At 59.1% G+C, this 26,354-nt stretch carries 23 protein-coding genes; 12 read left to right on the top strand and 11 right to left on the bottom strand.

Translation table 11 applies throughout. From position 1 onward, the window contains the following. Positions 1-25: 25 nt before the first annotated feature. Together I6L34_RS07575 and I6L34_RS07570 are read left to right on the top strand one after the other, a co-directional pair. The gene (locus I6L34_RS07575; protein ID WP_005335781.1) at positions 26-658 is read left to right on the top strand and encodes a TIGR04219 family outer membrane beta-barrel protein; all 633 of its coding nucleotides are present in this window, start codon (positions 26-28) and stop codon (positions 656-658) included. A gap of 31 nt (positions 659-689) precedes the next feature. Then, positions 690-1,370, top strand: a complete 681-nt coding sequence (locus I6L34_RS07570) for an SDR family oxidoreductase (protein ID WP_216956392.1) — start codon at positions 690-692, stop codon at positions 1,368-1,370. Between the two features lie 93 nt (positions 1,371-1,463). On the opposite strand, the gene I6L34_RS07565 is transcribed toward I6L34_RS07570, so the two are convergent. Further along, the gene (locus tag I6L34_RS07565; protein WP_216956389.1) at positions 1,464-3,188 is read right to left on the bottom strand and encodes a proline--tRNA ligase; all 1,725 of its coding nucleotides are present in this window, start codon (positions 3,186-3,188) and stop codon (positions 1,464-1,466) included. 274 nt (positions 3,189-3,462) lie between these two features. On the opposite strand from I6L34_RS07565, the gene rlmD reads away from it, so the two are divergent. Then, positions 3,463-4,815, top strand: a complete 1,353-nt coding sequence (rlmD, locus tag I6L34_RS07560; protein ID WP_216956387.1) for a 23S rRNA (uracil(1939)-C(5))-methyltransferase RlmD — start codon at positions 3,463-3,465, stop codon at positions 4,813-4,815. Between the two features lie 79 nt (positions 4,816-4,894). Here rlmD and I6L34_RS07555 read toward each other — a convergent pair whose 3' ends face one another. The 3 genes from I6L34_RS07555 to I6L34_RS07545 are packed head-to-tail and all read right to left on the bottom strand — an operon-like array spanning position 4,895 to position 8,374. Further along, entirely contained in the window at positions 4,895-5,464 is a 570-nt protein-coding gene (locus I6L34_RS07555) for a membrane integrity-associated transporter subunit PqiC (protein ID WP_005335775.1), read from the bottom strand. Next, positions 5,461-7,110 carry an intermembrane transport protein PqiB gene (gene pqiB / locus I6L34_RS07550; RefSeq protein ID WP_005335774.1) on the bottom strand — a complete coding sequence of 550 codons (1,650 nt, stop codon included), beginning with the start codon at positions 7,108-7,110 and terminating at the stop codon, positions 5,461-5,463. The genes I6L34_RS07555 and pqiB overlap by 4 nt, the downstream gene beginning before the upstream one ends. Beyond that, a complete protein-coding gene (locus tag I6L34_RS07545) occupies positions 7,103-8,374 on the bottom strand; it encodes a paraquat-inducible protein A (RefSeq protein WP_040066978.1) in 1,272 nt (423 codons plus the stop codon). Before I6L34_RS07545 ends, pqiB begins: the two co-directional genes overlap by 8 nt. A gap of 176 nt (positions 8,375-8,550) precedes the next feature. Between I6L34_RS07545 and hfq the strand changes: the two genes are divergently transcribed. Continuing rightward, a complete protein-coding gene (hfq, locus tag I6L34_RS07540) occupies positions 8,551-8,910 on the top strand; it encodes an RNA chaperone Hfq (protein ID WP_005335772.1) in 360 nt (119 codons plus the stop codon). Between the two features lie 132 nt (positions 8,911-9,042). Here hfq and I6L34_RS07535 read toward each other — a convergent pair whose 3' ends face one another. The 6 genes from I6L34_RS07535 to I6L34_RS07510 form a co-directional block, all read right to left on the bottom strand. Next, positions 9,043-9,633: an HAD family phosphatase gene (locus tag I6L34_RS07535; RefSeq protein WP_216956383.1), complete on the bottom strand. Its 591-nt coding sequence runs from the start codon at positions 9,631-9,633 to the stop codon at positions 9,043-9,045. A 65-nt stretch (positions 9,634-9,698) separates the two neighbouring features. Then, positions 9,699-10,802 carry an EAL and HDOD domain-containing protein gene (locus I6L34_RS07530; RefSeq protein ID WP_139429741.1) on the bottom strand — a complete coding sequence of 368 codons (1,104 nt, stop codon included), beginning with the start codon at positions 10,800-10,802 and terminating at the stop codon, positions 9,699-9,701. Between the two features lie 4 nt (positions 10,803-10,806). Next, a complete protein-coding gene (locus tag I6L34_RS07525) occupies positions 10,807-12,447 on the bottom strand; it encodes a sensor domain-containing diguanylate cyclase (protein ID WP_139733554.1) in 1,641 nt (546 codons plus the stop codon). Positions 12,448-12,701: 254 nt separating this feature from the next. After that, positions 12,702-14,738, bottom strand: coding sequence for an exoribonuclease II (locus I6L34_RS07520; RefSeq protein ID WP_216956380.1), 2,037 nt, complete (start codon positions 14,736-14,738; stop codon positions 12,702-12,704). A 99-nt stretch (positions 14,739-14,837) separates the two neighbouring features. Next, the gene (locus I6L34_RS07515; RefSeq protein WP_216956377.1) at positions 14,838-15,737 is read right to left on the bottom strand and encodes a LysR family transcriptional regulator ArgP; all 900 of its coding nucleotides are present in this window, start codon (positions 15,735-15,737) and stop codon (positions 14,838-14,840) included. Positions 15,738-15,946: 209 nt separating this feature from the next. Then, a complete protein-coding gene (locus tag I6L34_RS07510) occupies positions 15,947-16,585 on the bottom strand; it encodes an acyl-homoserine-lactone synthase (RefSeq protein ID WP_021231751.1) in 639 nt (212 codons plus the stop codon). Between the two features lie 62 nt (positions 16,586-16,647). Between I6L34_RS07510 and I6L34_RS07505 the strand changes: the two genes are divergently transcribed. Together I6L34_RS07505 and lysE are read left to right on the top strand one after the other, a co-directional pair. Further along, positions 16,648-17,424, top strand: coding sequence for a LuxR family transcriptional regulator (locus I6L34_RS07505; protein WP_019445709.1), 777 nt, complete (start codon positions 16,648-16,650; stop codon positions 17,422-17,424). Positions 17,425-17,620: 196 nt separating this feature from the next. Beyond that, positions 17,621-18,229 carry an L-lysine exporter gene (gene lysE / locus I6L34_RS07500; RefSeq protein WP_058056519.1) on the top strand — a complete coding sequence of 203 codons (609 nt, stop codon included), beginning with the start codon at positions 17,621-17,623 and terminating at the stop codon, positions 18,227-18,229. Between the two features lie 81 nt (positions 18,230-18,310). Here lysE and I6L34_RS07495 read toward each other — a convergent pair whose 3' ends face one another. Further along, positions 18,311-20,320 (bottom strand): methyl-accepting chemotaxis protein, encoded by a 2,010-nt coding sequence (locus I6L34_RS07495; protein WP_058056444.1) that lies wholly within the window; start codon positions 20,318-20,320, stop codon positions 18,311-18,313. A gap of 260 nt (positions 20,321-20,580) precedes the next feature. Here I6L34_RS07495 and ruvA point away from each other — a divergent pair, with 260 nt between their 5' ends. The 6 genes from ruvA to I6L34_RS07465 all read left to right on the top strand — a co-directional run bounded on the left by ruvA (position 20,581) and on the right by I6L34_RS07465 (position 26,282). Next, a complete protein-coding gene (gene ruvA, locus I6L34_RS07490; protein WP_005335746.1) occupies positions 20,581-21,195 on the top strand; it encodes a Holliday junction branch migration protein RuvA in 615 nt (204 codons plus the stop codon). An 8-nt stretch (positions 21,196-21,203) separates the two neighbouring features. Further along, on the top strand, positions 21,204-22,214 hold the full coding sequence (gene ruvB, locus I6L34_RS07485) for a Holliday junction branch migration DNA helicase RuvB (RefSeq protein WP_005335744.1): 1,011 nt from the start codon (positions 21,204-21,206) through the stop codon (positions 22,212-22,214). Between the two features lie 934 nt (positions 22,215-23,148). Then, positions 23,149-24,705 carry a cytochrome ubiquinol oxidase subunit I gene (locus I6L34_RS07480; protein WP_005335743.1) on the top strand — a complete coding sequence of 519 codons (1,557 nt, stop codon included), beginning with the start codon at positions 23,149-23,151 and terminating at the stop codon, positions 24,703-24,705. A gap of 11 nt (positions 24,706-24,716) precedes the next feature. Beyond that, positions 24,717-25,853: a cytochrome d ubiquinol oxidase subunit II gene (gene cydB / locus I6L34_RS07475; protein ID WP_005335741.1), complete on the top strand. Its 1,137-nt coding sequence runs from the start codon at positions 24,717-24,719 to the stop codon at positions 25,851-25,853. Positions 25,854-25,867: 14 nt separating this feature from the next. Then, entirely contained in the window at positions 25,868-25,984 is a 117-nt protein-coding gene (gene cydX, locus I6L34_RS07470) for a cytochrome bd-I oxidase subunit CydX (protein ID WP_005304933.1), read from the top strand. After that, positions 25,971-26,282, top strand: coding sequence for a cyd operon YbgE family protein (locus I6L34_RS07465; RefSeq protein WP_041202810.1), 312 nt, complete (start codon positions 25,971-25,973; stop codon positions 26,280-26,282). Before cydX ends, I6L34_RS07465 begins: the two co-directional genes overlap by 14 nt. The last annotated feature ends 72 nt before the right edge of the window (positions 26,283-26,354 follow it).

Raw genomic sequence — 26,354 nt, 5'->3', positions numbered from 1 at the left:
CATGTATGCAAGAGGAAGTGACGTAATGAAAAAGACGCTGATTGCCGGTTTTGTGCTGGCTCTGTGCAGCCAGAGTGCCATGGCCGCTGACGACTGGCGTTTTGCCGCCGGTGCCGACGTATGGGCCGCCAAGGGCAGTGGTCAGGCTTATGGCACCAGTGCTGATGGCAGCTATGACGACAGCTACAACTGGAACGGCTATCTGCAGCTGGAACACGGCATCATCTTCCTGCCGAACGCCAAGTTTGAAGTCTCCGATTTCAGCACCTCCGGCGGCAACTTCAAGAACGATCTGACTGCCTACGATCTGAGCCTCTACTACCGTCTGTTCAACAACGATCTGTTCAAGATCGATCTGGGTATGACCGGCCGTCACTACGATGGCGAGCAGGTCTACTCCGGTCGCAAGGGTTATGACGAAGATACCCTGATGGCCTATGCCGGCAGCGAAGTGAAGATCCCGGGCACCGGCATCGCCTTCTTCGGCGATCTGCGCACTCACGATGCGGACAACTATGACTACCGTCTGGGCGGTTCCTACAAGTTCTCCTCCATGCCGATCAAGCTGCGTGCCGGCTGGCGTGAAGCCAAAGTCGACTTCGCCAATATCGACCAGTCTGTCGATGGCTGGTTCATGGGCGGCGAATTCACTTTCTAATCTGACCGTCGACTGACGACGAGGAGCGATAATGGGCCACATCATAGTGACAGGTGCCGGTTCCGGTCTCGGCCGGGCGCTGACCATCGGACTGGTTGAGCGGGGCCATCAGGTCTCCATGATGGGGCGCCGTTATCAGCGACTGCAGGAGCAGGAACAACTGCTCGGCAGCGCGGTGATCGGCATCGCTGCCGATCTGGCGCACCATGAAGAGGTCGACGTCGCCTTCGCCGCTGCGGTGGAGTGGGGTGGCCTGCCCGACATGGTGATCCACTGCGCTGGGGTGGGCGAGTTTGGCCCGGTCGGTGTCTACACCGCCGAGCAGATCCGCCGGGTGGTGGAGAGCAACCTTATCTCCACCATTCTGGTGGCCCAGCAGACGGTACGGCTTGTCGGCGACAAGGGCGGAGTGCTGGCCAATGTGCTCTCCTCCGCCGCTCAGGTGGGCAAGGCCAACGAGAGCCTCTACTGCGCCTCCAAATGGGGGATGCGCGGCTTTCTCGAATCCTTGCGCGCCGAGCTGAAAGGCTCGCCGCTGCGGCTGGTGAGCCTCTACCCGAGCGGGATCCGCAGCGAATTCTGGGAAAACTCGGATCACGTGGACCCGAGCGGCTTCATGACCCCGGAAGACGCGGCGGCCTATATGCTCGATGCGTTGGAAGCCAGAAGCAGCTGCCACGTGACCGACCTCTTTATCGGTCGCAATTCCTGAGACTGAGCCTTGTTATCCGGTTGCTGTCGTCAGCACACAGAAACAAAAAGCGCGCCAAATGGCGCGCTTTTTTATATCGGGAAGAGGGCGGAATTAACGGCCCAGCTTGGCCTTGAGCATGGCGATGATGTCGCTGATGGCCACTTCCTGCTTCTCGCCGGTGCGGCGGCACTTGTACTCCACCACGCCGTTGTCCAGACCGCGATCGCCGATGACGATGGCGTGCGGGATGCCCAGCAGCTCCATGTCGGCGAACATCACGCCCGGGCGCTCTTTACGGTCGTCGAACAGCACGTCCACACCAGCGGCTTTCAGCTCGGCGTAGAACTGCTGTGCCTGCTCGGCCACGCGCTCTGACTTGTGCATGTTCATCGGCACGATGGCCACTTCGAACGGAGCGATGGCGTCCGGCCAGATGATGCCGTACTGGTCGTTGTTCTGCTCGATGGCAGCGGCCACCAGACGGGAAACCCCGATACCGTAGCAACCCATCTCCATGGTGACGGACTTGCCAGCTTCGTTCAGCACGCTCGCCTTCATCGCTTCGGAGTATTTGGTACCCAGCTGGAAGATGTGGCCCACTTCGATACCGCGCTTGAGCAGCAGCTTGCCCTGGCCGCACGGGCTCGGGTCGCCTTCCACCACGTTGCGCAGGTCGGCAACTTCGTAAGCGGTGATGTCGCGATCCCAGTTGGCACCGGTCAGGTGGAAGCCGGTCTCGTTGGCGCCGCAGACGAAGTCCGCCAGATGGGCGGCGCTGCGATCGACGATGATGCGACCGGCAAAGCCGACCGGGCCGATGGAGCCTGCATCGCAACCGGCGGCAGCTTTAATCTGCTCGTCGTTGGCGAAGGTCAGCGGGTTGGCCACGCCAGCCAGTTTCTCTGCCTTGATTTCGTTCAGTTCGTGGTCGCCACGCAGTACCAGCGCGATGACGGCCTGCTTGCCGTGCTCATCTTCCTCTGCCAGTACCAGCAGGGTCTTGGCGATGGCGGTCGGAGCCACGTTCAGGAAGGCAGCCACTTCGTCGATGGTGTGGACGTTCGGGGTGGCAACCTTGGCCAGGGTTGCGGTGGCGGCAGCGCGTTCACCAGCCGGTGCCAGCGCTTCGGCCATCTCGATGTTGGCGGCGTAATCGGAGCTGTCGGAGAAGGCGATCAAGTCTTCACCGCTCTCGGCCAGCACCTGGAATTCGTGGGAACCGGTACCACCGATGGAGCCGGTATCGGCCTGTACCGGACGGAAGTTCAGACCCATGCGGGTGAACGCCTTGCAGTAGGCGGCGTGCATCTTCTCGTAGGTATCGACCAGAGACTCTTTGTCGATGTGGAAGGAGTAGGCATCCTTCATCAGGAATTCGCGGCCGCGCATCACGCCGAAACGAGGGCGTACTTCGTCGCGGAACTTGGTCTGGATCTGGTAGAGGTTGAGCGGCAGCTGCTTGTAGCTGTTCACTTCGTAACGTACCAGCGCAGTGATCACCTCTTCGTGGGTCGGGCCCAGCACGAAGGGACGGTTGTGACGGTCGGTCAGGCGGCACAGCTCGGGACCGTAGTCATCCCAGCGGCCGGACTCCTGCCACAGCTCGGCAGGCTGAACCACCGGCATGGAGACTTCGACGGCACCAGCATTGTTCATCTCTTCGCGAACAATGTTCTCGATTTTCTTCAGTACCCGCAGACCGGTTGGCAACCAGGCATACATGCCGGAGGCCAGTTTACGGATCATCCCGGCGCGCAGCATCAGCTGGTGGCTGACAACTTCAGCGTCGGAGGGGGTTTCCTTGAGAGTGGAAAGCAGATATTGGCTGGTACGCATCGCGGTAGACCTTAGCTAGAACGGGCGCGGGGCCCAGGATAATTTCAAGGGCGGAATTTTAACAGGCTGGGCGTTATGGCCCAAGGGCTAAATTTGCCGCAGCCCGAAAGGTGGCAACGCCTGGCAGATAGCCTGGGGTAATGACCATTGCAACAAGCAGGCTTTTTATGCCTGCAATTTGGCCGGATCTCCGCTAAACTCTGCCACCTTTTCTCGATGGGCATGGCTTTTCCGCGTCCATCACCCCCCATTTTTAGTACTTTTGGAGCCGCTCATGCCGTTAGTGGGACATCAACACCAGATCGAGATCCTGGAACTGACCGACAAAGGAGATGGCAAAGGACGCCTGTTCGATCGCCCCCTGTTTGTCGAAGGTCTGCTGCCCGGTGAGCAGGCGCTGGTGGAGCTGACCGAGGTCAAGCCGAACTATCTGCACGGCAAGGTCGCCGAGCTGCTCCAGCCCTCTGCCGATCGGGTTGCCGATTTCTGCCCCAACACCGAGTGTGGTGGCTGTCAGGTACGTCCGCTGGCCTATCCGGCCCAGCTCAAGCTCAAGCAGGCACTGGTGCAAAGCGCACTGGAGCAGGTCGGGCTGGGTGACACCCCGGTCAAGGATATCCTTGGCATGGAAAGCCCGTTCGCCTATCGCAACAAGGCGCAATATGCGGTGCGTGGCTGTGACGCCGGTGCCGAGATTGGTTTTTATCGCAAGCACTCCCACGATCTCATCCCCGCCGATGACTGTGCGGTGCAGGATCCGCTGCACGTGGAGCTGAACGCCCGGGTGCGCAACTGGATGCGCGAGCACGACATCGCCGCCTATGACGAAGTAAACCACAGCGGCTGCGTGCGCAACCTGATGACCCGCAAGGGCTTCAAGAGCGGTGAGCTGATGGTGGTGCTGGTCACTTTGGGTGAGGAGCTGCCGTTCGAAGCCGAACTGTTGGCAGCTCTGAGCGATCTGCCGGTTACTACTCTGGTGCAGAACATCAACAACGAGCGTACCAACCGCATTCTGGGCGCCACCAACCGGGTGCTGCTCGGCGAAGGGGTGATCCGCGACAAGATCCACGAGCTCGAGTTCGAGATCTCGCCGCTCTCCTTCTTCCAGAACAACCCGACCCAGACCGATGTGCTCTACTCCAGCGCCCTCGAGTATGCCGAGCTGACCGGTAACGAGACAGTGTTCGACATCTATTGCGGTATCGGCACCATCTCCCTGTTCCTGGCTGGCAAGGCCGCCAAGGTCGTCGGGATCGAGTCGGTGGAGAGCGCCATCAGCGATGCCCGTCGCAACGCCGCCCTCAACGGCATCGAGCACACCGAATTCCACGTCGGCAAGGCCGAGCAGCTGATGCCCGAACTGCACGCCCAAGGTGTGACCGCTGACGTGGTAGTGATGGACCCGCCGCGCAAAGGCTGTGACAAGGCGGTGCTGCAGACCCTGGTCGCCATGGCGCCCCGTCGTCTGGTCTATGTCTCCTGCAACCCGCAGACCCTGGCCCGCGATCTTGCTTGGCTGGTCAAGCAAGGCTTCGTGCTGGACGAGGTGCAGCCGGTCGATATGTTCCCGCACTCCATGCATGTGGAAGCGGTTGCTCGCCTGAGCCTGCCCGCCAAGGCATAAGTCGCCCCCGACTCTTGCCCATAAAAAAACGACGCCAGCTGGCGTCGTTTTTTTATCTCTGCAATCGGCGGATGGCCGATTAGCTGGCGCTCTGGCGCACCTCGGCGGCAATCTGGTCGAGCAGCTGTTGCCAGCCCTGACCCAGCTCGTTCACCAGCGCGTTATAGCCATCGGCCGGCAGCACCCGCTCCTGACGGAAGGGGGCATCGCGCAGCACGGTGCCATCTTCCGCCAGCAGGCGCCAGCGGCCGCTCAGCACGGCGCTGCCGTCATGACGGCCCTGAAAGCGCTCCACCAGAATGGTCAGCACCGGCCCCTTGCGGGCGCCATCCTGCCGTACCACCCAGCCCGGCAGGCGGGTGGAGAGGCCATTGAGGGTGAGCTGGTTGAGCTGATCGTCCAGCGCACCGGCCCAGCGATGGTACTCGGTGAAGTGCAGCTCTTGCCCTTCCAGCTGATAGACCAGACTGATCCGGTCGAGCTGGCTGGCCAGCGCCACCGGGCGCAGCACCAGCTGGTGCTGCGGTTTGGCCGGGGCCGTTACGGGTTGCTGGCTGTCGGCATCGAGCGAATAGTAGTGCAGGCTTGGCTGGCTGCTGCAACCCGCCAGCAGGCCCAGCAGGGCCAGCGTCAGGATCTCTTTTTTCATTGTTTGCCTCGCTTGGGCTCAGGGTCCGATGGATGCGCGCGATCGAAGATCAGCGAGCTGGGCTGCTCGTTGAGGGAGTGCACCAGCGGCTGCAGTTCGCGCATCAACTGATTGAGGGTCTGCACCGACTGACGCAGGTCCTGATTGGTCTGCGACTGGGCATCATAGGCCTGCAAGGTCTCCTGCAACTGCTTGAGGCTCTCGTTGAGTGAGGCGGGCAACTGCTGGGTGGAATCCTTGGCAGTGAGCTTGTTCAGGTTGGCGCTGACTGCACTGATGTTCTTCAGGGTGCCATCCAGAGTGGTGAGTGACCCGTTGACCTTGGTCAGGGTGGTCGCCATGTCCATGTCGACAAACTTGTCGAGGATGAGGTTCACCTTGCGCTCGATCTGATCCAGCCCGCCCTGCACGGTGGGGAAGACCTGATAACCGGCCAGCTTGGCCTGCTCGAAGCGCGGCGCGTCCGGATAGAAGTTGAGGTCGATGATCTTGCCGCCGGTCAGCAGGCTCGAGGTCTTGAGGCTGGCACGCAACCCCTCCTTGAACTGCTTGCCGAACAGGGCACGCCACTGATCCTTCTCCGCCTTGGCATAGCGGTGGGAGAGGCGCTGCACCTCGATGCGGGCCAGCACCGGGATCTGGCGGCTCTTGAAGATCTGCACGCCCTTGTCCTCGATGAGGTAGGGGGCGGAGATGACGGTACCGACCCGAATGCCGCGATACTGCACCGCCGCGCCCGGGTGCAGGCCACCCACGTTGTCATCGAACAGGAAGACGTAGTCGATGAACTGATCCAGACTACCGGCCAGCACGCTCGCCTCATCCTGGAACAGGGTGAACCCTTCCATCTGTTTGACCGGTTCGCCAGGCGCCCAGCCGGGTGGCAGACCCATGGTGATGCCGCCATCGATCAGGCTCTCCAGCGAATCCATCTTCACCTTCATCCCCTCGCTGCTCATGGAGACCTCGAAGCCCGGGGTCATCCAGAAGCGGGAGTTGCTGCTCACCAGAATGTCATAGGGGGCGTGGATGAAGATTTGATACTGCATCTCGCTCTTTTCCGGCAGGAACTTCGCCTCTTCCACCTGACCTATGGTGAAGCCCTGATAGTTGATGGGGGAGCCTTCTCCCAGCGCGCGGGTGTCGCGACTGCTGAGGGTGAGACGCAGCCCCTTGGCATCGAGGGAGGCGAGCGGCGGTTTGTCGAGCATGGCGTATTCGTCCCGCGCCCGACCTTTCTTGCCGGGGGCGAGTTCGATATAGGCGCCGGAGAGCAGGGTGCTCAGACCCGATACCCCTTCACGGCCCACTCTGGGCTTGACCACCCAGAACTGGCTGTCACCGCGCAGCATGCCGGAGGCGGCATTGGTCAGCCGTCCTTTCAGCACGGCATGGCTATAGTCATCGCTCAGCTCGACGGCCTCGATGCGGCCGACGTCCACTTCGCGGGAGCGGATCACCGTCTTGCCAGCGACTATGCCCTCGGCAGTGGCGACTGTCAGGGTGAAACTGGGGCCCTGGGAGTACCAGTGCTGGAACAGCATCCAGAGACCGATGAACAGCGCCAGCAGGGGCACCATCCAGATTGCGGCGGCAGAGCTCAGAAAGTCAGAGCCCGGTTTCCACCTTTTTTTACGCTCACTCACGTTCGCGTTCTCCTTGTTGTAAATCCCAGATCAGGCGGGAGTCGAAACTCATGGCGGCGACCATGGTGATCAGCACCACACCTGCAAATGCGACGGCCGCAGGGCCGGGATAGATGGTCATCAGATTGTCGAGCCGGATCAGGCCCGCCAGAATGGCCACCACGAAGACGTCGATCATCGACCAGCGTCCGACAAATTCGGTCATGCGATAGAGTTTGAGCTTGCCGAGGGGGGAGGTGACATTGCCGCGCTGCACCATATAGCAAAGCCAGAATAGCGCCAGTATTTTCACCAGCGGCACCACCACGCTGGCGAAAAAGATCACCGCCGCTATGGGGTAGGAGCCCATGGCCCAGAGCAGCACCACACCGCCGAGGATGGTGGAGGGGCTGTCATCACCGAGGAACACTGTATCCATGATGGGATAGACGTTGGCCGGAATGTAGAGAATGGCGGAGGTAAACAGCAGCGCCCAGGTACGGTTCAGGCCGCCCGGCTTGCGCGCATGCAGCTTGCCGCCGCAGCGGGAGCAGCTGTGGCTGCCCACCTCGCTCAGAGCGCCACAGATATGGCAGCCCACCAGACCTGATTCCAGCGCGCCCGCCTCCGGGTCGATATCCCGCGCCTCGGTAGGGCCGAACAGCCGCTGCCACAGCCACATCTGATCCAGTGAGGAGATCATCTTGATGAGCAGCACGGTGTAACCGACGAAAGCCCAGAATGACAGCCCCATCTTGATGTCGGCCATCCCCATCAGCTTAACCAGCGAGATGAGCACCCCCACCAGAAAGACATCCACCATCAGCCAGGGTTTGATCCGGCAGAGCAGACGGCCGAGGGAGCGCAGGGCATTGCTGTGCAGATCTTTATCGACCCGCCACAGCACCAGCATGATGGAGCCCATATAGACCAGCGGCAGGCCGATCAGGGTCAGGCTCAGTACCGCGCCGAGAAACAGATAGCCCTCATCCACCAGGGTGGTGATGCTCTGCAAAAAGGTCATCTCCTGACCCACCCCTTTGGCCGAGAAGGACATAAAGGTAAAGGCATTGGCGAGCACGAACATGATGAGTGCCGCGAACCCGTAGGAGATCGGCCGCAACTCCTGCTGTGGCAGGTGGCGACTCAGGGTGTGTCCGCAACGGGGGCAGCAGCTGGCCTGTCCCACCTCGAGCGGTGTGGCCGGTATCAGCAGGTCACACTCTTCGCAGGCAGTGGCATCATGGACATAGGTGGTGTGGTGTTGGTGTGAAACCGGATGCAAGATAAAACCCCAGATAAGGCCCGTGGTAGAGCCAGAGCTGGCGATTATCGCAGTTGTGCTGGTCAGCGACCAGCCCCCGGAGGCCGCTATTGCTGGCGGGAGTGAGAATGACTTTGACAAGCCAGTGCCCATTTAGCACAATCAAACGCCACTTTTTTTCCGCGGGACAATAATTTATGACAACTGAATCCCCCAGCTACTCCACGATTGAGCAAGCCTTCTCCCTCGGGAACGGGCAAGATTCTGCCCTCAACTGGTTGCGCAAGAACCGCAGTCAGGTCGCTATTTTTCTGGTGAGCGGCATCAAGCTGGAAGGCACCATCAGCGGGTTCGACCAGTACAGCGTGCTGCTGACCGATGCTCATGGTAACCAGCAGCTGGTCTACAAGGCCAAGATCTCCACCATCGCCATGCACACCGGCCGTCCGCAGGTGAATATCCAGCGTGCTCGCAAGCCACGTGTCTCCATGGCGCCGCGCCCCCACGGTGCGCCGGGTCGTTATGACGACAATCAGGGCGGCGGCAACAACGAGTAATCGTCTGCCCCGCACTCCCCGTTGACGCGCCCTGCGTCAGCGGCTGACGGAACCTGCTCTCATTTTCATTCATGTCCCGTATGAGAGCCGGTTCCGGTTATCGCCCCTTGCAGGGCGATATTTTTTTCCGCACTACGCCGTTATGCCGACTGGTTGACCCTCTTTGACCATGCAGGTCTGCATACCCGCCGCTTCTCCGGCCTGTACCCCGATTCCGGTATCTTCAAACACCAGACAGCCTGATGGCTCGACCCCCAGCTTGCTGGCGACCAGCAGGAAGGTGTCCGGATTGGGCTTGTGCAGCTCCACATCGTCTGCGGTGACCACCACTGAGAAGTAGCGATCCAGCCCTGTGTTGCGTAGCACCGCCTCGGCATTTATGCGCGGCGAGCCGGTGCCGATCCCCATCGGGATGACGCCATGATAGCGCTCGACCTGCGCCTGCATGGCCGGAAACACGGTCGCCTTGTGCAGGTTGGCCACATAGTGGGCGGTCTTGCAGCGGGTGACTTCGAGCGGATCGAGGGGGATTTGTTGCTCCTGTGCGACCAGCAGGGCTATCTTGCGGCTCGGCATGCCACCCAGTTCATAGAACCAGTCGGCATCGAAGCGAAAGCCAAACTCACGGGCGGTATGTTCCCAGGCGGCGAGGTGCAGCGGCATGGAGTCGACCAGGGTGCCATCAAGGTCAAAGACCAGGCCTTGGAATCCGGAAAGCGTCATGGTGCGGGTCAGTCTCTGAAAAAAGGGAGCCCATTCTAGCCAGTGGCTCTCCGCCTCGCCATCACCTAGCTGGTGAGAAACGCTTGCCCCCACATTTGTGACTGAAAATAGACGGGGGTGAGCTGGGCCGGATCGAGTTGATATTTGGGGGCAAGCTGTTCCAGCAGGGCCCAGTTGCCCTGTTCATAGGTGCTGACCAGCTGAAATAGATGAAAGAGTGGCCCTTCGTGCAGTTCGATGGCGCGCTGCACGCTCTTGGGCAGGTGGGCCATCAGCGGTTCCGACAGCAGGGATCCATCGAGCACCAATCCCACCAGAAAGGCCCAGCTTGCCTCCGCTTTACCGAGGGCGGTGAGGGCAATCAACTCGCAGAAGCGGCCGCGGGCGATGGCCATGCGGGTGCAGGCCTCCGGCATGTGCTGGCTTACCCGAGCCAAACCGTTGATCAACACGAACTTGCGGATCTCCTGCTCCCCCAGATAGGAGAGGGCGCGGGGCACCGAGGTGATGGGGGCGGCATGATCGAAGCCGGGGGCGTTGACGTAGGTGAGCAGCAGGCCGGGCAGCCAGGCATCCTGCTCCAGCAGGCGGGCTACCTGGGCGAAGGAGAACTCTTCGTGGCAGATGAGCTGGAGGATCTGCTGTACCAGCGCCATATCGGGCTGGTTCGCCCGCTGATTGACCAGCTCCGGACGGGCGAGAAAGCCGCCGGCAAAGAAGTCGACCCCCGCCTCCCGCAGCGGGAGAAAATCCGCCCAGGTTTCGATGTTCAGCGCCATCCGCTTGTGTTCGGTGGGCTGGCAGATCCCCTCTTCCCCCATCCAGTACACCAGCAGGCGGCTGGCGCCGAGCCAGCGTGGATCCCGGTTGGCGCCATGTACCGCCAGTCTGCGCCGACTGTCGCGCCACTGCTCCAGCACCGGAAACGAGCTGGGCTGGCGTTCACTGGAGGCTTCAACCAGCGGGATCGCGTCCTGATCCAGCAGCATGGGACGCTGTTCATCGAGCTGTTCGTGGGTGAAGGGCACCAGATATTGACGCCCCTGCGCCAGCAGGCGGCAATGTTGCGCCAGTGAAGGCCATTCGGCCGGTGAACTGAGCTGATAGTCGATGCCGTAGGCCACCAGAGCCAGGCGACGATTGAAGATGGGGTAGCGACGCAACAGCATGGGATCACCGATAGGCCAGAGTGCGGGCCCTCCCTTGTGACTTGGCGTGGTAGAGCGCCTGGTCAGCCTGTTCGGTCAGGGTCTGCCATGCTCCGTCCAGGGAGGGAACCAGATAGCTAAAGCCTATGCTAACCGTAATGAAATCAGCAACCCGCGAGGCGGGATGGGGCATTTTCAAGCGGGCAAGACCATCGTGGATCCGTCCGGCCAGCTGTTCGGCCTCACCGGGTTGGGGGGCGCAGAGCAGAATGACGAACTCTTCCCCGCCGTAACGGGCGACCAGATTGGTGCAGCGCCGCTCTGCATCCCGCAGCACATGTGCCACCTGTTGCAGGCAGAGATCCCCCTTGGCATGGCCGAAGTGGTCGTTGTAGGCCTTGAACTCGTCGACGTCGATCATCAATACCGCCAGCAGGTTCTGGGTGCGTCGTGCCCACTCCCACTCCCGCTGCATGGTGATGTCCCACTGGCGCCGGTTGGCGATGCCGGTGAGGGGATCTTCCAGCGACAGCAGGGAGAGGCGGTGATTGGCCTCCTCCAGCGCCCGGTTGGTCTCGGCCAGCTGCATGGTGCGCTCGGCGACCCGGGCCTCCAGCTGGCGGTTGAGGGTTTCCAGCTGCTCCTGAGTACGCTGGCGGATCAGCAGTTGTGACAGAATGGCGGCGTACTGTTTGAAGATCTCGCTCTGATAGGCCTTGAGCGGACGGTGCCAGAGCAGGTTGTCGGCGGCGATCCAGCCGATGGGGGTGGTGCCATCCCATAGCGATACCATGGCGTTCCAGCCACGGCCCACCTGCTGCTTCTCGTAGTAGAGGGGGGTATCTTCCATCACCAGCACGTAATCCTTGCGCCTGAGCGCCTCTTGCACCGTGGGGTGATCCGGAATGGGGCTGATGAAGTTGTGTTCATCCATCAGCTCGCCCTCTTCGCTGGTGCCCCAGGTGCCGCGCATGGTCTTGCCATCGGGTTCGATCAGGAAGATGGCAACCCGATCGAACTGCAGCTCCTTGCGGGCCAGCAGCACGGCATCCCGCAGCAGATCGTTCTCGCTGCGACTGCGGGAGAGGGTGACGCTGACCATATGCAGCGCCTGCAACATGGTAAGGAAGGAGCCCTGCAGTGCCTGACTCTGTACCAGATCGGTCTGGGTATGGAGCCGCTGGTCCCGCTCCTGATTGACCTGGCTGGAGAGCAGGTGATTGCTGAGCTCGGCAGTCAGATAGTGAATAAGGAGCTGGATGCCCTGACGCTGGTGGGAGGAGAGGCGATCGATGCGGCGGCGGGTCTCCAGATAGATGACCCCTTCCAGTTTCATGTGACGCTTGAGAGGGAAACAGGCGCGTAACTGCGGCTGGGCGGGCTCCACATTTTCGCCGGGATCAGGCGGTGGTGGGAGCTGCTCGATCACCAGTTGTCCCTTCTCCATCGCCTTGTCGATCAGGTGGTGGGGCAGGGTCAGTTGACCTAGATGGGCGAGATCAAGCGTGGTCAGCCCGTGATCGAGCTGAAAGCTGTAGAGCTGCGGTTCGGGGGCTTTCAGCCAGAGGTAGAGGCGTTCGGCATCGGTCTTTTCACGGATGGTGGCGAGGCTCACTTCGCATAGCTGAGCGAAGTTGGTGAAGTGTTCCGGGTCCCATTCCTGCATACCAATATCCCTTGGATTGTACCCAAGCGAGTATAGACATATTTTTCCTTGATTAATATGTCAGAAAGGAGAGGCGGCGCACATAACGGTTGCTTTCAGCCATGCTGGTGGAGACATTCACTGCGTTCTCTGCCAATCGTGGATAGAACTGTGTGCCATAACGGTATCTATGGCAGCTTGTAGGGCGGGATGCCGGGCAAAAAAGAGCCCGCACGATGGCGGGCTCTCGGGCAGATCAGATGATTCTGCGCGGCTTATTCTGCCTTGGGGGCAGCCTCAGCGGGTGTTTCACTGCTATCGGCTGGCGCACTCTCGGCCGCCGGGGCTTCCGGTGCTGGACCCGGCACCAGATCCACTGCCGGTTTGGCGATAAGGGAGCGGGTCTCTTCCACTGCTTCGGTCAGCTTCACCTCGATGATCTGGCCGAGCTCGTAGACCACTTCGGTCTTGTCCAGATAGACGCGACCGTTGTCCCAGTTGCACTCCAGTCGATCCTTGTTGTCGAGAATATGGCGGGCAGGCAGGAAGACCACGGCGCCGTTCTCCTGCAGACGCAGCTTGAGACCAGCACGCATCACGTCGATGATTTCGGCATTGAACACCTGATCGGTGCCAGCGGCGGCTTTCAGGTAACGGACATAAAGCCAGTCGCCGATGTCGCGCTCCACCATGCGGTGCAGACGGCGGCAGGCGGTCAGATGCTCGGTGAGCTCGGTGCTCGGGCGCTCACCCGGGGTCTTGCCGGCGATGACGGCTTTGAGCAGACGATGGTTGACCATATCGCCGTATTTACGGATCGGGGAGGTCCAGGTGGCGTAAGCATCCAGACCCAGACCGTAATGGGCGCCCGGTTCGGAGGACATCAGCGCATAGCTCTGGAAGCGGCGGATCTTGCCATCCAGCCAGCGGGTGTCGAGGTTGTCGATCCAGCGGCGCAAGGCGCAGAAGCCGGAGAGGCTGGCGATCTCGTCGCGCTCGAACGGGGCTTCGGCGCTTTTCAGCAGGTCGATGGCGCCGTCGAGGGACTCTTCGTCAAAGCCGGTGTGAACGTTGAAGATGCCGTAACCGACGCTCTTGCCCAGCACGCGACCAGCGCAGATGTTGGCGGCGATCATCGACTCTTCCACCATGCGGTTGGCGATGCGGCGTGGCTCGACGTGGATGGCCAGTACTTCGCCATTCTCGCCCAGCTCGAAGTCGTAGTCGGGACGATCCGGGAACACCAGGGCATGCTCGGTTCGCCACGCGATGCGCGCTTCGGTCATTGCCCTCATCAGCGGCAGCTGGGCCAGTACGCCTGCGTCGATGGACAGCTCTTTGCCATGCTCGGCCCAGTCGGAGACGTCGTCATAGTTGAGACGGGCGTGGGAGCAGATGCGGGCGGCGAAGAACTCGGTCTCCTCCAGTAGCAGACCATCTTCGGCGATCAGCAGACGGGCGCACAGGGTGTTGCGCTCTTCGCCCTCTTTCAGGGAGCAAAGCTCGTCGGAGAGGGTGCGCGGGATCATCGGCACGTTGCGGCCCGGCATGTAGACGGTAAAGGCGCGCTGGGCGGCCTCTTTGTCCAGCTCGCTCCCTTCGGCCACATAGGCGGTCGGGTCAGCGATGGCGACCAGCAGCTCCCAGCCGTTGTCCAGCTTGGTGATGGCCAGCGCATCGTCCATATCCTTGGTCTTGGCACCGTCGATGGTGAAGAAGGGGACTGCTGTCAGATCGCGACGGGGCAGCTCTTCCTCTTCGATCACCTTCCACTCCGGCAGATCAGCCGGTTCGACCTGGGCCAGGTTGTGGCGGGCCAGCACCACCCACCAGGGCACGTTGTGATCTTCCTGGGCGGCGATCTTCTGGATGATCTCGGCAGAAAAGTTGCCGTCCACCAGCGCATGGCGCTTGAGGGTCGCCACCACCCAGTCACCTTCCTTGAACTCTTTCTCATCCAGACCCTTCTTGACGCGGGCCTTGATGGCATCCTTGATCAGCGGATGGTCGGCAACCACGTTGAGGCGGTCACGGAACATCTTGACCCGGGCCACGAAGCGGGTGACGGACTGCTCCAGCAGGGTATCCGGCTCGGCCACTTCCTTCTCTTTTTCAGTGCGGATCAGGGCTGTCACCCGGTCACCGTGCATCACCTTCTTCATGTAAGGAGGCGGCACGAAATAGCTGGTCTTCTCATCGACTTCCAGAAAGCCGAAGCCCCGGTCCGAGGCGCGGATCACACCCTCTTTCTTCGGGATGTTTTCGCGGATTTGTTGCTTGAGCTGGGCCAGCAGCGGATTGTCTTGGAACATAAGTGAGGAACCTGAAGTGAAAACCTGGGTGGAGACCTGATGAAGGATCGCCCAGCACTATACGTTTTTAGCCCTGCAAAGCCAAGGTGAATGGCCTGCTCAGCGTGGTTTCAACTGCGATCTGGCATGGTCGATAAGCCGCTGGGAGAGCTGCTTGTGAACCCCTTTTTCCAGTACCCAGCGGTGCCAGTAAAGGCGTTCCGTCAGGACGTGGTCGGGACTGAGGTTGAGCAGTGACCCGCCTGCGAGCTGGCCTCTTATCTGCAATTCGGGAATGAGGCAGTAGGCCAACCCCTGTTCGGCCATGGCGACGAAGGCCTCTGACGAGTGGACCGTATGGCAGGGATAACCGCCCGGCTCCAGCCCGAAGTGTTCTCTCATAAAGCTCACATGCATGTCATCGCGCTGATCGAACGCCACCGCCGGTGCCTTGGCCAGCGCCTCACGGGTCAGGCCGTGAGGGAAGTGGCGGGCTACGAAGGCGGGGCTGGCGGTAAGCAGATAGTTCATCTCACCGAGCTCGTCGACGCAGCAACCCGCCAGCGGCTGGGGATGCAGGCTGACCGCACCAAAGGCCTGACCCTCGCGGACCTTGTCGAGGGTGCGGCTCTCGTCATCGACCAGCAGGTTGAGTTCGATGGGGTGCTGTTTCAACAAGGGGGCAATGGCGGGCAAAAACCAGGTGGCCAGGCTGTCGGCGTTCACGGCGATGCTGATCCGGATTGGCCCCTGCGGCTGGTCGGGGGCCAGCTCCCCCGCCAGTTCGAGCTCGAGCTGGTGTACCTGCCGATAGTGGGCCAGTAGTTTCTGGCCGAGTGGCGTGGCCTGCAGCGGCTGGCTGCGAATGAGCAGCGGCTCGGCAAACTGTTGCTCCAACTGCTTGATCCGCTGGGAGATGGCCGACTGGGTGATATGGAGTGACTTGGCCGCCCGATCGAAGTTCTGCTCCTGCAGTACCGCATCCAGTGCCCGCAGCAGTTTGTAGTCCAGCTCTTTCATCTTCTCCCCCTTCCGTTGCCCAAGGGCTGACTCTACGTCACTCGGCAGGGGACAACAATGGGCGGTGGAAGGGGCGTTGCGCTGTGATATCTGACAGTGGTGGTCTGTCTTGTAAGGAAGGCATACTGCTAGAGACCGCAGGGGGCAGCCCTGCGGGGTCATAGCGATACAGCGATACGTTTATCCCGGGCCTGTTTTCCCGGGATTTTTTATATCTGGGCCGCTAACTCATGGGAGCGATAGGTGGCAGTTTGATAGTGTCCGATAAGTGGCTGCGAGACCGCCAGGGCAAATCGCTCATCCAGATAAAAGCGCAGGCCGACACCTTTCACTGCACCGAGATCTACCGCTTGGCGGTGGCCCAGACGAGCCATAGGGATTCCGAGACGACGGAAAATGCGTTCTGCGGGCAGGCTGGCTACACCAACAAACTCTTTGATGCCGTTGGCTGTAGCAAACGCATAGGCTTCCCGAAGGAGCACGCAGGTCAGCTCGCTGACACCATTGGTCATGCACGGAGCGCGGGTCGCATCGATAGCCAGACGGGTGAGTTCCCAGATCTCGGGAGTGCGGGGCGCGTTTTCACCGGCAAGGGCGGTGGGAAAAATGCTGGGCAACATATAGGCGCTGGCGCAACTGAGCAGACGGATACAGGCGCAGACTCCTTGTTCATCTTCGACCAGTACCCAATGGGTGTCTGGCGTGTCAAAGCGGTCGCGTTCCAAACCGTGGTAAGACTCGACGTCCCAGCCTAGCCGGTCGGAAAAGACGCGATTTCGAAATTGATAGAGTTCGTTCTCTACGGCGTTTCGTGGGTGATCTCTCAATTTTCCTTTGAAAACCAACATTATGAACTCTCTCTCTGCCTGTTCGCCGTTATAATCAGAAGCTTGGCCAGGGGGGCTAGCATATGAAACAAGAGCAACTGTTTGAGTATCTGGAACATTTCACTTCGGTGACGGATGGTGACCGTCTTGCCGGATTGATCGGTCGCTTTACGGTCGATATGGGTTATGACTATTACGGCTTTACTCTGATCATTCCGATGTCGATGCAAAGACCCAAAGTGGTACTGTTTAATCAGTGCCCTATCTCCTGGGTACAGACCTATACCGATAACAACATGCTGGCGTGCGACCCTGTGATTCAGTTGGCACGCAAGCAGACGCTGCCCATTTACTGGAACCGCCTCGATGAGCGGGCTCGCTTTCTGCAAGAGGGAAGCATGGACGTGATGGGACTGGCCGCCGAGTTCGGATTGCGCAATGGCATCTCCTTCCCTCTGCACGGCGCAGCCGGGGAGAACGGGATCCTCTCCTTTATCACGTCCGAACGGGCCTCGAGCGATCTGTTGCTGGAGTCCTCGCCGATCCTCTCCTGGATGGCCAATTACATCTTCGAGGCTGCGATCAGGGTTGTGCGCCTGAGGGATTCGGATCAACAAGCCGCCCTGACGGATCGTGAGACCGAATGCCTGTTCTGGGCCAGTGAGGGGAAAACATCGGGGGAGATCGCCTGCATTTTGGGGATCACCGAGCGTACGGTGAATTACCACCTCAATCAGGTCACTCGCAAAACTGGCTCCATGAATCGTTATCAGGCCATAGCCAAGGGGATTAGCAGTGGCATTTTGCTGCCGAATCTTGAGCATGTAGTTGTCACCAACTTCCCCAAGCTGATGCAATAGAACCTGTTGATTCTCGGGGCTGAGCGGCGGACTCTCAATTGTCAGATCCTGCTATTGACTATTGGTTTCGGATGGGGCTTTTGGTGACTCCGGCTGATTAGCAAAATGAATCAATCAGTAAATCAATGAATTTCTAAGAAGGAACCGCCATCGCTATAGTGCCGCTCATTCATCATTTCGAACGGTACTCTCCATGATGCTCGCAACGACACTGCAAGGCTTCACCATCGGTCTGGCCATGATCATCCCCATCGGCGCCCAGAATGCGTTTGTGCTGAGCCGGGGCATCCATCGCAATCACCATCTGCTGACGGCCACGCTCTGCAGTTTCTGCGATCTCACCCTGATTGCTATCGGCGTATTTGGCGGGGCCAATGTGCTGGCCGCCAGCCCCTTCGGCATGGCGTTGCTCACCTGGGGAGGCGTGCTGTTTCTCGGCTGGTTTGGTGGCCGTTCCCTGCTCAGTGCCTGGCGTGGCAAGGGGGAGGGGCTTGCCGAGTCTGCTCAGCAGATGGGTGCCAAAAGCGTGCTGGCGATGACGCTGGGAGTTACGCTGCTCAATCCTCACGTCTATCTCGATACATTGATGCTGCTTGGCTCCCTTGGCAGTCAGGTGAGCGAGTCCTTGCGTCCGGCCTTTGCTGCGGGGGCCATGCTGGCCTCGTTGGTGTGGTTCTACTCGCTGGCGCTGGGTGCTGCGGCACTGGCGCCCTGGCTGGCCAGCAGCCGGGTGCAGCAGGGGATCGACCTGCTGGTTGGCATCATCATGCTGAGCCTGGCTGTTCAACTGGCCATAGGACGTTGAGGAAGTTAAGGCGGCAGGAATGAGCGACCGGTAACAAAAAGATGCCACTCATATGAGTGGCATCTTTGCTATTGGAGGGGCTCAGACTCTGAACTGGGAGAGCAGGCGCTGTTGCATCAGGCTGGCTTGATGGAGCGAGGAGGCGAGTTGCAGACACTCCTGCGCCTCCTGTTCGCCGGTTCTGGCTTGCAGACTGATGCCGGAGACCTTGTCAGAGGAGTGGCTCAGGGTGTGTGACAGTTGCCCGGTAGCCACGGCCACCTGCTGCACCATGTCGGCCAGCTGGTCGATGGCGCCTTCCACCTTGAACAGGATCTGCTTGGTGTTCTCGGAGTCCTGCATGCCGGACTCTACCGTCTTGAGGTTGCGCTGCATCATCAGATAGGCGGTTTCGGTCTGCTGCTGGATGCTGCTGATCACCTGGCTGATCTCGGCGCTTGATGTCGCGGTGCGATTGGCCAGGGTGCGCACCTCGTCCGCAACCACCGCAAAGCCACGCCCCATCTCCCCCGCGCGGGCCGCTTCGATGGCCGCATTGAGAGCCAGCAGGTTGGTCTGCTCCGAGATACCGCTGATGGTGGAGATGATCTGGCCAATCTGACCCGCCTGCTCCTTGAGGGAGTTGATGGCGATGGCACACTCGCTCACCTCCTGTACCACCCGCTGCATGCCCGCGCTGGCGGAGGCGACATACTGGCTGCTCTCGGTGGTCAGCTGGCGCACCTCATTGGCATTGTGGGCCGCCATGCTGCAGTTGTCCGAGATACCGGTGGCGACTTGCACCATCTGTTCACTGTCGTGGTGCAGGGCCAGCGCATGTTCGGCGGTCTGGCGGCTGCTTTGGCTGATTGCCTCCACCCGGTTGACCGAGGTGTGAACGTGTTCGCTGATGTGCTGGTTGTTGTCCATGGTGGAGCTGATCATCTTCTGCAATTTCTCGATGAAACGATCCACGCTGTTTGCCAGCGAGCCTATCTCGTCATCCCGTTGCAGGTTGATGCGGGCGTTGAGGTCTCCCTCGCCGGCGGCGATATCCTGCATTCGTTTGTCCACTTGCAGCAGCGGGGTCACCAGCTTGCGGGTCAGCCAGAAGCCGCAGAGAGTGACCATGATCAGGCTCAGTAGCAGGCCACCCAGCAGCAGGGTTCGGGTCTGGCTGATGATGCCGTTGAGCTGGGCCACCTGATCCTCTACGGTAGCATCGCCGCTCTCCTCGATGGCAACCAGCTGTTGTCGCAGCTCATCGGCACTGACCTCATAGGCGGACTGCTGGGCCTGATAGCTGCCGAGCGCATCGACCCACTGTCCCATCAGTTGCTGATGCCGGGCCAACAGAGCGCGATACTCTGCCGACAGTGTCTTGCCGGCAAATTCGCCGGTTCCCTCGATATCGAACAGCCCGGTGCCGAGCATGCTGTCGACCGCTTCGTGGTAGAAATCGGTCGCCTCTTTTAACTCGGCTTGGATCGCCTCTGTGACTCCTTGTCTGCGCATCTTCTCCAGCGCATAGAGTTGGCGCAAAAAGCCTATGTTGGACTCCATACCCCCGTCGGCCGCTTCCCAGCGGGTGGAGAGGCCGCTGTTCCAGCTGATGGTCTGGTCGGGGGATTGGGTCAGCGCCTCGACTGCACCATCGCCGATCACCTCCAGCTGGGTCGAGAGGCGAGCCATCAGATCGGCGTTATGATGCAGTGCCTGGTCCACCTCGGTATAGGCGTGATAGAGCGCCAGCAGCGTCTCTTGTTGCTGTTGATAGTCCTGCTTGTGCTGTTCCATGGTGGCAAGGGCTGCACCATCAATGAGCTGCCCCTGGCTGACCCGGGCCAGCGCATCATCGGTCGCCGCCTTGGCAGCATCGAGTTCGGCGCGATTGAGCGGGGTTCCGTTTTGCATCTTCTGAATCTGTAGCTGTTGGTTGCCCAGCTCTATGGAGCCCTCCATGGCACCGTCGGCGGTCTGCCAGGCGGCACCCAGTACGTATGAGAGCAGATTGGCTAGCCGCTGGCTGCCATACCAGCCAACGACCCCCATGCCCAGCGTACATCCGAGCAATATGGCAAGACCCAGATTGGCGGTGGTAACAATTTTCATGTGATGGCCTTCCTTGGTATCGACATTGGCACCAGTTTCGGTTCCGAACGGGTTTAGTGTAGTGGTTTATCCCCCGCTCGGGGGCCGGTGCGGCGCTGAAACATCCCGTGCACTGGCTGCACCCGATCAAGCATGGTGGAAAAGTGGATAAAAAGCCTCTCTGACCACAAGGGGGTTGCTGCCCTATGCTGGATACTTATCCAGTTATTCTTTATGCTATGAGCCAATTTACGAATAGTTGTATTGGTGAGGAGAGAGCCGTGATTGGTCGCTTGAGAGGCATTGTCATTGAAAAGCAGCCCCCCGAGGTCCTGCTGGAAGTGGGCGGGGTTGGCTATGAGGTACAGATGCCGATGAGCTGCTTCTATGATTTGCCGGAGATCGGCAAGGAAGCGACCATCCATACTCACTTTGTGGTGCGGGAAGATGCCCAGTTGCTTTATGGTTTCAACCACAAACAGGAGCGGGCACTGTTCCGCGAGCTGATCAAGACCAACGGAGTCGGCCCCAAGCTGGCGCTGGCTATTCTCTCCGGCATGACAGCTACCCAGTTTGTGCTGAGTGTCGAACGTGAAGAGATAAGCTCTTTGGTCAAACTGCCGGGAGTCGGCAAGAAGACCGCCGAGCGGCTGGTGGTGGAGATGAAGGATCGCCTCAAGGGGTGGGTCAGTCACGACCTCTTCTCCCCGGCCATGGTCACCCTGCCAGCCAGTGAGCCCGAATTGCGGGCACCGGATGTGACCGAAGAGGCGGCCAGTGCGCTGGTGGCCCTCGGTTACAAGCCGCAGCAGGCGAGTCAGATTGTTAGCAAGATCGCCAAAGAGGGGATGTCGGTGGAAGATATCATCCGTGAATCCCTGCGTAGCCTGGTATGAGGTAGTTGATGATTGAAGCAGACCGCCTCATTTCGGCCAGTGCCGCCCGTGAGGATGACATTATTGACCGGGCTATCCGCCCCAAGAAGCTGGCTGACTACACCGGTCAGGATACCGTCTGCGAACAGATGGAGATCTTTATCGAAGCGGCCCGTCAGCGGGGTGAAGCACTCGATCACCTGCTGATCTTCGGTCCGCCGGGTCTGGGCAAGACTACCCTCGCCAACATCGTCGCCAACGAGATGGGGGTCAATATCAAGACCACCTCCGGCCCTGTACTGGAGAAAGCGGGGGATCTGGCCGCGCTGCTCACCAACCTCGAGCCAAACGATGTGCTGTTCATCGATGAAATCCATCGCCTCAGTCCTGTGGTGGAGGAGGTGCTCTATCCAGCGATGGAGGATTACCAGCTCGACATCATGATCGGGGAGGGACCCGCAGCTCGCTCCATCAAGCTGGATCTGCCTCCCTTCACCCTGATTGGCGCTACCACCCGGGCAGGTTCACTGACCAGCCCGCTGCGGGATCGCTTCGGCATCGTCCAGCGGCTGGAGTTCTACAACGTCAAGGACCTGACCGATATCGTCTCCCGCAGTGCCCGTTGTCTGGGGCTAGACATGACGGAAGATGGTGCCATTGAGGTCGCCCGTCGCTCTCGCGGCACGCCGCGGATTGCTAACCGTTTGTTAAGGCGGGTGCGCGACTTTGCCCAGGTGAAATCCGATGGCCGGATCGACGGCCCCATTGCTGCCCGCGCCATGGACATGCTGGATGTCGATAACGAAGGTTTTGACTTCATGGACCGCAAGTTATTGTTGGCTGTGATAGACAAGTTTATGGGGGGGCCGGTGGGTCTCGATAATCTGGCCGCCGCGATCGGGGAAGAGAAAGATACTATCGAAGATGTGCTGGAGCCTTATCTGATCCAGCAAGGGTATCTGCAACGTACACCCAGAGGACGGATTGCGACCACACGAGCCTACGCTCATTTCGGTCTTCAGCGACCAGATGAGAAGTAAAAACAGTCGTTTGAACATGAAACCGCCGTCAAAGGCGGTTTTTTATTATCCGGGCAAAAAAAAGCCCACGGCGGATGCGGTGGGCAAAGACAATTCAGGATGGATGTTCACAGACAGTGAGTGCGTCTGGACACAGACCGGAAAATAAACAGGTGAGCCGTCGCGAGCTCTCAGAGTCGGTTCAGTTGATAGAGCTGAACAAAGGAAAGCTTGTAGTAACGGATGGTTTTAGCAACAAACTTTTTCATCTTCGATTCCAATAGACAGGTTCAAATTGATCGTCGAATACGTACCGTGAACCCGGATTAACCGGCCTGTATCCAAGGGTATGCCCTCACTGCGAGGCGCATTGTAGGAGTTCGAATCGACCCCGGCAAACAAGAAAAATTGCACTCTTCAAATTAGTTTATCTAATGTCTTTGTTGATGAAATTGGTTCGCATGAGTATGCATTCTTTGCAATTTTAAATTGAGTTTTCGAATCAGATTGCCTGACTCGGATAACATGGAAAAAGGCGCGTCATTCACGCTTTTCAAATTAAACCGAGTGGCGGGATGTTAAATTCTTAAATTGATTTAAATCAATGTTTTACGCTTTATCGTGTTTTGTGATCTGGCTCGCGTCAATAATCGTGAAATAGATTAAAAATGCCTTTCAAAGCCATGTATGGCGGGTCCTTTTACATTGATTTCAATCAAATAAAGGTGATATAAAAACCCGGTCATCATGGGCGAGAATAAATTCAGGCTGATTGTTTTGGAATTGTTAAACATTAGCTTTATTTGTGTTCTCGTATTGCCTTGTTGTTAATGCCAGTGGTTACTGAACGCGTTTTGTTGTGACACGTCCCAATAAGGCTCATTCGATAACCTCCAACGGAAGCTTTGTGCTTAAAACTTAAAATAGCCGTGCCAATAATCGGTGAGGAAACATCATGATTGCTGAGCATGTGGTAGACCTATCGCGGTTCCAGTTCGCTGCGACGGCCCTTTATCACTTTTTGTTTGTACCCCTGACGCTGGGAATGGCCTTTCTCCTGGCGATCATGGAATCCGTCTATGTGATGACCAACAACACCATCTACCGGGACATGACCAAATTCTGGGGTAAGTTGTTTGGTATCAACTTTGCCTTGGGGGTCACCACAGGTCTGGCCATGGAGTTCCAGTTCGGGACGAACTGGGCTTACTACTCCCATTATGTCGGCGATATCTTCGGGGCCCCGCTGGCTATCGAAGGGCTGATGGCCTTCTTCCTGGAGTCCACCTTCGTCGGTATGTTCTTCTTTGGTTGGGATCGTCTGAGCAAGCATCAGCATCTGGCTGCCACCTGGTTGATGGCGCTGGGTACCAACCTCTCCGCCCTCTGGATCCTGGTCGCCAACGGCTGGATGCAGAACCCGGTCGGTGCCGAGTTCAACTTCGAATCCATGCGAATGGAGATGATGAGCTTCGCTGACGTGGTGCTCAATCCGGTTGCTCAGGTCAAGTTCGTCCACACTGTGGCGGCTGGTTATACCTGTGGCGCCATGTTTGTGCTGGGTATCTCCTCCTACTACCTGCTGAAGAATCGTGATGTGGCGTTCGCCCGTCGCTCCTTCGCCATTGCCGCCGCGTTCGGTATGGCTTCCATCGTGTCCGTGCTGATCCTCGGTGACGAATCCGGTTACGAGACCGGTGAAGTGCAGAAGGTGAAACTGGCCGCTATCGAAGCTGAGTGGGAGACTGAACCTGCTCCGGCCGCCTTTACCCTGTTCGGTATTCCGAATCAGGAAGAGATGCGCACCGACTACGCCATCAAGATCCCCTATGCGCTGGGCATTATCGCGACCCGTTCTCTGGACGGTCAGGTAACCGGTCTGAAGGATCTGAAGAGCGAGCACGAACTGCGCGTTCGTAACGGTATGACCGCTTACGACCTGCTGACCAAGCTGCAATCCGGTGACAAGTCTGACGAGACCCGCGCTCGCTTCGACGAAGTGAAGCAGGATCTGGGCTACGGTCTGCTGCTCAAGCGCTACACCAGCAACGTGACCGATGCTACCGACGAGCAGATCAAGGCCGCAGTGGATGACTCCATCCCGCAGGTTCTGCCGCTGTTCTTCGCCTTCCGCATCATGGTTGCCGTCGGCATGCTGATGCTGGTGCTGATTGGTATGGCCTTCTATGACAGTGCCCGTCACCAGATCGGCAAGCGCAAGTGGCTGCTCAAGGGTCTGCTGTGGGGTATCCCGCTGCCGTGGATAGCTATCGAAGCTGGCTGGTTTGTTGCTGAATATGGTCGCCAACCGTGGACCATTGCAGAGGTGTTGCCGACTTCCCTCTCTGCATCCAACTTGCCTGCAGCCGAGATCTGGTTCTCTCTGATCGGTATCTGCCTGTTCTATACCGTACTTCTGGTTATCGAGATGTACCTGATGTTCAAGTATGCCCGTCTTGGCCCCAGCAGCCTGAAGACTGGCAAGTATCACTTTGAACAGATCAAGGCATAAGGAGAGCGACCATGTTTGATTACGAAACTCTGCGTGTCATCTGGTGGGCTCTGGTCGGCGTACTGCTGATCGGTTTTGCCATCACTGACGGCTTCGACATGGGGGTAGGCGCACTGCTCCCGTTCGTCGGCAAGAAAGATGTCGAGCGCCGCGTGATGCTCAACACCATGGGACCGCACTGGGAAGGTAACCAGGTTTGGCTGGTCACTGCCGGTGGTGCCTTGTTCGCCGCCTGGCCGATGGTGTATGCCGCGACCTTCTCCGGCTTCTACATCGCCATGATCCTGACTCTGATGGCGCTGTTCCTGCGTCCGGTCGGTTTCAAGTACCGCTCCCTGCGTGCTGATGCAAAATGGCGCAGCAACTGGGACTGGGCCTTGTTCGCCGGTAGCGCAGTACCGCCCATCGTCTTTGGTGTGGCCTTTGGCAACCTGCTGCAAGGCGTTCCGTTCGAGTTTAACCAGTTCATGATGTTGACCTATCACGGCAACTTCTTCGGCCTGCTTAACCCGTTCGGCATTCTGGCTGGTCTGGTGAGCCTGTTCATGCTGCTCACCCAGGGCGCAACCTGGTTGATGATGAAGACCGACGGTGAAGTGCTGGCGCGTTCCCGCACTGCCGCCATGATCTGCTCACTGCTGACCCTGGTGCTGTTTGCTGCCGCAGGTTGGTGGGTAAGCGGTATGGAAGGGTATGTCATCGTCAAGGCTGCTGCGACTGACGCGGTATCCAACCCGATGAACAAGGAAGTTGTCCTGCAGGCTGGTGCCTGGATGAACAACTACACCCTCTATCCGTGGATGGTGGCCGCCCCTGTACTGGGTCTGGCCATGAGCCTGCTGACTGCGCTGTTTGCCCGCATGAACATCGGCTGGCTGGCGTTTACCAGCTCCTCGTTGGCGATTGCCGGGGTCATCCTCACTGCCGGTTTCTCCATGTTCCCGTTCGTGATGCCCTCAAGCCTTGAGCCGTCACTGAGCCTGACCATGTGGGATGCTACCGCCTCTTTCAACACCTTGCAGGTGATGACAGTGGCTGCAGCGATCTTCGTACCGATTGTGCTGGGTTACACCATCTGGACTTACATCAAGATGTTTGGCCGGGTAACCAACAAGCACATCGAAGATAACCAACAATCTCTCTATTAAGAGGTGCGCTGACAATGTGGTATTTCACCTGGATCCTGGGACTGTTGCTGGCCTGTGCATTTGGCATCATCAATGCGCTATGGCTGGAACACACCGAGAACATGGATCGTCAGATCGATGAAAACAAGTGATCGACTCGCCAGGCTGGCCGCTCCACTGGAGCGGCAGCCGTGGCAGGGGTTGATGTTACTCGCGGCGGCCTTGTTGGCCGTCGCTATTTTACAGGCCCCCAATCTGATCGCGGCCAACACCAGCGAGCATGGTCTCTGGCTTGCTCCCTGGCTGATGTGGGCCGTCTGTTGTGGCGTACTTAACGGGCTTGGCTTTCATCTGAAAAGCCTGCCCGGACGTGTGCTGTTCAACCCCTGGCTCGCCTGGCCCAGTTTGTTGTATGGCCTCTGGCTGACACATTCATATTTCCTTTCATAAAAAACGGGGGGAGGCAGGATTTCCCTGTCTCCCCCTGCTTCTTTCCTATTCAGCCCTGCGCTATGATAGCCC

This window comes from Aeromonas sp. FDAARGOS 1404 (assembly GCF_019047085.1).
Taxonomy (GTDB): domain Bacteria; phylum Pseudomonadota; class Gammaproteobacteria; order Enterobacterales; family Aeromonadaceae; genus Aeromonas; species Aeromonas veronii.
The sequence above is the reverse complement of the archived record's forward strand: the minus strand, read 5'-3'. Positions and strand labels throughout refer to the sequence as shown.

Bases quoted from the DNA above. Each gene is read 5' to 3' on its own strand.
- I6L34_RS07575 (WP_005335781.1), top strand. From the start codon at position 26: ATGAAAAAGACGCTGATTGCCGGTTTTGTGCTGGCTCTGTGCAGCCAG.
- I6L34_RS07570 (WP_216956392.1), top strand. From the start codon at position 690: ATGGGCCACATCATAGTGACAGGTGCCGGTTCCGGTCTCGGCCGGGCG.
- I6L34_RS07565 (WP_216956389.1), bottom strand. From the start codon at position 3,188: ATGCGTACCAGCCAATATCTGCTTTCCACTCTCAAGGAAACCCCCTCC.
- rlmD (WP_216956387.1), top strand. From the start codon at position 3,463: ATGCCGTTAGTGGGACATCAACACCAGATCGAGATCCTGGAACTGACC.
- I6L34_RS07555 (WP_005335775.1), bottom strand. From the start codon at position 5,464: ATGAAAAAAGAGATCCTGACGCTGGCCCTGCTGGGCCTGCTGGCGGGT.
- hfq (WP_005335772.1), top strand. From the start codon at position 8,551: ATGACAACTGAATCCCCCAGCTACTCCACGATTGAGCAAGCCTTCTCC.
- I6L34_RS07535 (WP_216956383.1), bottom strand. From the start codon at position 9,633: ATGACGCTTTCCGGATTCCAAGGCCTGGTCTTTGACCTTGATGGCACC.
- I6L34_RS07530 (WP_139429741.1), bottom strand. From the start codon at position 10,802: ATGCTGTTGCGTCGCTACCCCATCTTCAATCGTCGCCTGGCTCTGGTG.
- I6L34_RS07525 (WP_139733554.1), bottom strand. From the start codon at position 12,447: ATGCAGGAATGGGACCCGGAACACTTCACCAACTTCGCTCAGCTATGC.
- I6L34_RS07520 (WP_216956380.1), bottom strand. From the start codon at position 14,738: ATGTTCCAAGACAATCCGCTGCTGGCCCAGCTCAAGCAACAAATCCGC.
- I6L34_RS07515 (WP_216956377.1), bottom strand. From the start codon at position 15,737: ATGAAAGAGCTGGACTACAAACTGCTGCGGGCACTGGATGCGGTACTG.
- I6L34_RS07510 (WP_021231751.1), bottom strand. From the start codon at position 16,585: ATGTTGGTTTTCAAAGGAAAATTGAGAGATCACCCACGAAACGCCGTA.
- I6L34_RS07505 (WP_019445709.1), top strand. From the start codon at position 16,648: ATGAAACAAGAGCAACTGTTTGAGTATCTGGAACATTTCACTTCGGTG.
- lysE (WP_058056519.1), top strand. From the start codon at position 17,621: ATGCTCGCAACGACACTGCAAGGCTTCACCATCGGTCTGGCCATGATC.
- I6L34_RS07495 (WP_058056444.1), bottom strand. From the start codon at position 20,320: ATGAAAATTGTTACCACCGCCAATCTGGGTCTTGCCATATTGCTCGGA.
- ruvB (WP_005335744.1), top strand. From the start codon at position 21,204: ATGATTGAAGCAGACCGCCTCATTTCGGCCAGTGCCGCCCGTGAGGAT.
- I6L34_RS07480 (WP_005335743.1), top strand. From the start codon at position 23,149: ATGATTGCTGAGCATGTGGTAGACCTATCGCGGTTCCAGTTCGCTGCG.
- cydB (WP_005335741.1), top strand. From the start codon at position 24,717: ATGTTTGATTACGAAACTCTGCGTGTCATCTGGTGGGCTCTGGTCGGC.
- cydX (WP_005304933.1), top strand. From the start codon at position 25,868: ATGTGGTATTTCACCTGGATCCTGGGACTGTTGCTGGCCTGTGCATTT.
- I6L34_RS07465 (WP_041202810.1), top strand. From the start codon at position 25,971: ATGAAAACAAGTGATCGACTCGCCAGGCTGGCCGCTCCACTGGAGCGG.